Source organism: Piscinibacter sp., from assembly GCF_050175855.1.
Lineage (GTDB): Bacteria > Pseudomonadota > Gammaproteobacteria > Burkholderiales > Burkholderiaceae_C > Piscinibacter.
The window spans coordinates 1-5,815 of the sequence record NZ_JBFXIO010000332.1; the positions used below are offsets into that span (position 1 = coordinate 1).

Annotated in this window: 5 protein-coding genes and 1 pseudogene; 4 read left to right on the plus strand and 2 right to left on the minus strand. The window is 67.1% G+C overall.

Annotation, left to right across the window (positions count from 1 at the left end; all coding sequences use genetic code 11):
* Positions 1-1,699: DUF1631 family protein (locus tag AB7U92_RS20515; RefSeq protein WP_428581333.1), on the minus strand; the 1,699-nt coding region annotated here is incomplete at its 3' end.
* Positions 1,700-1,832: 133 nt separating this feature from the next.
* A complete protein-coding gene (gene mscL, locus AB7U92_RS20520) occupies positions 1,833-2,261 on the minus strand; it encodes a large conductance mechanosensitive channel protein MscL (RefSeq protein ID WP_428581336.1) in 429 nt (142 codons plus the stop codon).
* 261 nt (positions 2,262-2,522) lie between these two features.
* Here mscL and petA point away from each other — a divergent pair, with 261 nt between their 5' ends.
* The 4 genes and pseudogenes from petA to AB7U92_RS20540 form a co-directional block, all read left to right on the plus strand.
* Positions 2,523-3,122: a ubiquinol-cytochrome c reductase iron-sulfur subunit gene (gene petA / locus AB7U92_RS20525; RefSeq protein WP_428581339.1), complete on the plus strand. Its 600-nt coding sequence runs from the start codon at positions 2,523-2,525 to the stop codon at positions 3,120-3,122.
* Between the two features lie 20 nt (positions 3,123-3,142).
* On the plus strand, positions 3,143-4,546 hold the full coding sequence (locus AB7U92_RS20530) for a cytochrome b (RefSeq protein ID WP_428581342.1): 1,404 nt from the start codon (positions 3,143-3,145) through the stop codon (positions 4,544-4,546).
* Between the two features lie 25 nt (positions 4,547-4,571).
* The gene (locus AB7U92_RS20535) at positions 4,572-5,342 is read left to right on the plus strand and encodes a cytochrome c1 (protein WP_428581345.1); all 771 of its coding nucleotides are present in this window, start codon (positions 4,572-4,574) and stop codon (positions 5,340-5,342) included.
* A 113-nt stretch (positions 5,343-5,455) separates the two neighbouring features.
* A pseudogene (locus AB7U92_RS20540) lies at positions 5,456-5,749 on the plus strand (glutathione S-transferase N-terminal domain-containing protein); the annotation flags it as partial.
* Between the last annotated feature and the right edge of the window lie 66 nt (positions 5,750-5,815).

Genomic DNA, 5,815 nt, shown 5'->3' on the forward strand with positions numbered 1-5,815 from the left:
AGGCTCCGTCTCGCCGGATGGCCAGCACCAGCGCCTGGCTCCAGACCTGCGAAACGAAGTCGCGCAGGTAGGGTGGCAGCGACATCGGCTTGAGCGCCGAGGACAGCTGCAGCATGTAGCGCTGCTGGATGCGGAGCTCGGATTCCTTGCTCTCCAGCGTGGCCGCCGCCGGCGTCTGCTGGACCTGACCCTGCGTCTGGTCGGCGATGAACTGCTCGAGGTCGGCGAGCTTGGCGGTGTAGATCTCGATCTGGTCGAAGTCGCCCTCGACGATCTCCTGCACCAGCTGGCGGACGCGGTCGAGCAGTTCCTTGCCCGGGCCGTCGCCGAAATCGTCGAAGGCGCAGGCCGCCGAGGCGATCCGGTTGACGAAGCGGCGCACCGGATGGCGCCGCGACGAGAAGAAGGTGGAATCGTGCATCGCCACGCGCAGCACGGGCAACTGCAGGCGGGCGATCTGGCGCGCCATCTGCGGCGGCACGCGCGGGTCGGACAGGATCTGGTCGAACAGGCTGCCGACCACGTCGATCACCATGTGGTCGAGCTTGCCGCTCGACGCCTGCATCAGCTCTTCGCGATGCGCACGGATGAGGTTCACCGCCATCAGGCCGGTGAGCTTGTCGCTGTACAGGCCGGCCCCACTGCCTGCCGCGCCTCGCGGGTAGCGGCTGTCCGGCGTGATGCCGGCCAAGCCGGGGCGGCCGGTGCTGTGAAAGCTGCCCCTTGCGCTGTTCGCGGGCTGCGGCGGGTCGAGCTCCCCCGGCCGGCTGGCCAGCGTGTTCAGCCGGCGCAGCAGGGCCATCAGCTGCACGTCGGCATGCGACTGTGCCGACATCGCGCGGGCGCCGAGGTCGGCGCGTGAGAGCGTTCCGGCGCCGCTGCCCGGGCCGGTCTGCGGCAGGCCCGCCAGGCCGGGGCCGCGCGGGTAGGCCGGCGCCGGCGCTTCCTGGGGAGCGAAGCCGCTGCTCGGCGCGAAGCCGCCGGTGGACCGGTACTCGCTGTGCTGCAGCGTGGCGTAGCCCGAGTTGACGCCGGGGAGATGGAAGCCCGGCCCGTCACCGGCTCGAACGCTGAGGCCGGCCGACTTGACGCCGCGCGCCTGGAGGTCGCGCAGGATGTCGGCGTAGCAGGGCTTCATGGCCTTGGCCAGCGCCAGGCCCATCTCGCGTGCGAGCAACTTGCGGGGCTCCGGCTGGGGCGTTGCGGCTTCGATGGCGCGATAGGTGGCCAGCCCAATGCTGGCCGGGCGCAAGGGATTGCGGTCCTCCTCGCGGCGCATCGAGTTGAGCAATGCCGCCATGTGCGAGGCCACCTCGGCCTGCTCCCACTCGCACTCTTGGGTGATCTGTGCGGCGATGCGGTCGGCGTACAGCTTCTGCTCCACCTCGTTGTCGTCCACGAGGCTGAGCGACTGCCAGTCCGTGGCTTCCAGGCGCCGGCGACCGTCGGCGCGCGGCGACAGGTCCTTGGTGATGCACTCGCGCAGCGTGTCGCGGAACGTCAGGTGGAAGGCCGCCATGTTGCGGCGCAGGTCGAACTGCGCCGCGAGCAAGGCATCCCGCTCGGCGGTCTTCGTGGCCGACAGCGACAGCGTGCCCAGCAGATCCGAGACACGATCGGCCACCGACGCCGCGGTCTTGTTGATCAGGCTGACGGCCGAATCGACTGCGGCCTTCTGGCGGGGGTCGGAGAGGTTCATCGAGGGGGCGGGTCGGGCGGCCCGGCCGCGGGCGTCGGTCACGCCGACGGGCAGGCGACCGTGAAGTATGGGCCCAAAAACCCGCCCCCGGATGTGCGTTGCGTCACGGCCGCCGACCGCGGCCGGACGGGGGTCACTTCTTCAGCGCGTCGCGGATCTCGCGCAGCAGCACCACGTCTTCCGGCGGCGCGGCCGGCGGGGCCGGAGGGGCCTCCTTCTTCAGCCGGTTGATCTGCTTGACCATCATGAAGATGATGAAGGCGAGGATCACGAAGTTGATCGCCACGGTGATGAAGTTGCCGTAGGCGAACAGCGGCACGCCGGCCTTGGTCAGGGCCTCGTAGGTCATCGGCCCGCTGTACCCGGCGGGCGGGTCGGCCAGCTTGACGAAGTAGTTGGAGAAGTCGAGGCCGCCGATCACGCGGCCGACGATCGGCATGATCAGGTCCTTGACCACCGAGTCGACGATCTTGCCGAACGCCGCGCCGATGATGACGCCGACCGCGAGGTCGACGACATTGCCCTTCATCGCAAATTCCTTGAACTCGCTTGCGAATCCCATGGGGAACTCCTCTGTCTGTCGTTGTGGTGAGGTGGCCGTCACTTCTGCGCGGCGCCGTGCAGTATTCCCACGGTGGCAGGCAAGTCAAGCCGCGCTCCGGCCCGGCGTGAACGCCTCGGCGCCGCCGTGGTGACCGCGCCTTGACGATGAGAGCTTGATCACGCCGCGGGCCGTCGGCGCGACGTGGATCCCCTCTTGACGCGTCCGTTAGAATGCCGGGTTGACCCTGAATAAGTTACGCAGTCTGCCCAGAGGAATCCCATGAGTGACAGCTCCGTCGACAACGGCAAACGCACCTGGCTCATCGCCTCGGGATGCGCAGGCGCCGTGGGTGTCGGCTTCACCGCCGTGCCCTTCGTCAGTTCGTTCCAGCCTTCCGAGCGCGCACGCGCTGCCGGTGCCGCCGTCGAGGTGGACATCGGCGCCCTGAAGCCGGGCGAGAAGCTCACGGTGGAGTGGCGCGGCAAGCCGGTGTGGATCGTCAAGCGCACCCCGGAACAGCTGGCGGCGCTGCCCAAGCTCGACGGCCAGCTGGCCGACCCGAAGTCGCTGCGCAACCCGGCCGAACTGACGCCCGAGTACGCTCGCAACGAGCATCGCTCGATCAAGCCCGAGATCCTGGTGGCCGTGGGCATCTGCTCGCACCTGGGCTGCTCGCCGTCCGACAAGTTCCAGCCCGGCGCGCAGCCTTCGCTGCCGGACGACTGGGCCGGCGGCTTTCTGTGCCCCTGCCACGGCTCGACCTTCGACATGGCCGGCCGCGTGTTCAAGAACAAGCCGGCCCCCGACAACCTCGAGGTGCCTCCGCACATGTACCTGTCCGACACCCGTCTGCTGATCGGTGAAGACAAGAAGGCCTGAACAGGACAGGAAGCACGACCATGGCTGAATTCAAGGAACTCCCCGCCGACGCGCCGGTCGCCCAGAAGGTGACCACCTGGTTCGAGAACCGTTTCCCGACGGCGTTCTCGGCCTACAAGGTGCACATGTCGGAGTACTACGCGCCGAAGAACTTCAACTTCTGGTACTTCTTCGGTTCGCTGGCGATGCTGGTGCTGGTGATCCAGATCGTCACCGGCATCTTCCTCGTGATGCACTACAAGCCCGATGCGGCGCTGGCCTTCGCGTCGGTCGAGTACATCATGCGCGACGTGCCGGGCGGCTGGATCATCCGCTACATGCACTCGACGGGCGCGAGCGCGTTCTTCGTCGTCGTCTACCTGCACATGTGGCGCGGCATGATCTACGGCAGCTATCGCAAGCCGCGCGAGCTGGTGTGGATCTTCGGCTGCGCGATCTTCCTGACGCTGATGGCCGAGGCCTTCATGGGCTACCTGCTGCCCTGGGGCCAGATGAGCTACTGGGGCGCCCAGGTGATCGTCAACCTGTTCGCTGCCATCCCGTTCGTCGGCCCGGACCTCGCGCTGCTGATCCGCGGCGACTACGTGGTCAGCGACGCCACGCTGAACCGCTTCTTCAGCTTCCACGTGATCGCGGTGCCGCTGGTGCTGCTGGGCCTGGTCGTCGCGCACCTGTTCGCGCTGCACGACGTCGGCTCCAACAACCCCGACGGCGTCGAGATCAAGGCGAAGAAGGACGCTTCCGGCAAGCCGCTGGACGGCATCCCGTTCCACCCGTACTACACCGTCCACGACATCCTGGGCGTGTCGGTGTTCCTGATCGCCTTCACCGCGATCGTGTTCTTCGCGCCCGAGTTCGGCGGCTACTTCCTGGAGTTCAACAACTTCATCCCGGCCGATCCGCTGAAGACGCCGGCGCACATCGCACCGGTGTGGTACTTCACGCCGTTCTATTCGATGCTGCGCGCCATCACCACCGAGATGATGTACGTGCTGATCGCGTGCGTGGTGGCCGGTGCGGTGCTGGGCCTGCTCAAGGCCCGCGTCGGCGGCCTGTTCAAGGTGGCCATCCTCGGCGGTGCGCTGGTGGTGTCGGCGCTGATGCTGGCCATCGACGCCAAGTTCTGGGGCGTGGTGGTGATGGGCGGCGCCGTGATCATCCTGTTCTTCCTGCCCTGGCTCGACTACAGCCCGGTCAAGTCGATCCGCTACCGCCCGAACTGGCACAAGTATGTGTACGGCCTGTTCGTCATCAACTTCCTGATCCTCGGTTACCTCGGCGTGCAGCCGCCGTCGCCGATCGGCGAGCGGGTGTCGCAGGTCGGCACGCTGTTCTACTTCGGCTTCTTCCTGCTGATGCCCTGGTGGAGCCGCCTCGGCGAGTTCAAGCCGGTGCCCGACCGCGTGAACTTCGCCGCCCACTGACGCGACCCGCCGGAACGACCACATCATGAAGAAGATCATCCTCTCCCTGCTCATGGCGCTCGGCCTCGCGGCGGGTGCCCACGCTGCCGGCGGCGGCATCGCCTGGGACAAGTTCCCCCAGGAGAAGTCCAACGACCTGGCCGCGCTGCAGAACGGTGCGAAGCTGTTCGCCAACTACTGCCTGAACTGCCATGCGGCAGCGTTCATGCGCTACAACCGCCTGCGCGACATCGGGCTGACCGAAGAGCAGATCAAGAGCAACCTGATGTTCGCTACCGACAAGGTCGGCGACACCATGCAGGTGGCGATCACGCCCAAGCAGGGCAAGGACTGGTTTGGCGGCACGCCGCCCGACCTGAGCGTGATCGCCCGCTCGCGCGCCTCGTTCGGCCAGGGCAGCGGCGCCGACTACCTCTACACCTACCTGCGCACCTACTACCGCGATCCGTCCAAGGCGACCGGCTGGGACAACCTCGCCTTCCCCGGCGTCGGCATGCCGCACGTGCTGTGGGAACTGCAGGGCCAGCGCGCCGCCCGCTACGTGGAGGAGAAGGATCCCCACGACCCGGCCAAGACGATCCATCGCTTCGACGGCTTCGAGCAGCTCACGCCGGGCAAGATGACGCCGCGGGAGTACGATTCGGCGGTGGGCGACCTGGTCGCCTACCTGCAATGGATGGGCGAGCCGGCGCGCAGCCAGCGCGTGCGCATCGGCGTGTGGGTGCTGATCTTCCTCGGTGTCTTCACGCTGATCGCCTGGCGCCTGAACGCCGCCTACTGGAAAGACGTGAAGTGACCGTCCTCTCGTCCGCCGCTCCCGCTGGAGCGGCGGGCCGCAGCGCAGTGGTGTTGCCCGTTCCCGGCACCCACTGCGCTCGTGTTTTTTGCCGCCTCTAGGAGCACACCGCCATGATGGTGCTTTATTCCGGAACCACCTGCCCGTACTCGCACCGCTGCCGCTTCGTGCTGTTCGAGAAGGGCATGGACTTCGAGATCCGCGACGTCGACCTGTTCGCCAAGCCCGAAGACATCGCGCTGATGAACCCGTACAACGAGGTGCCCATCCTCGTCGAGCGCGACCTCATCCTGTACGAGTCGCACATCATCAACGAATACATCGACGAGCGCTTCCCGCACCCGCAGCTGATGCCGGGCGACCCGGTCGCGCGCGCGCGCGTGCGCCTGTTCCTCTTCAACTTCGAGTAGGAGCTGTTCTCGAACGTGAACATCCTCGAGTCGCGCGGCATCAAGCCGACCGACAAGCAGCTC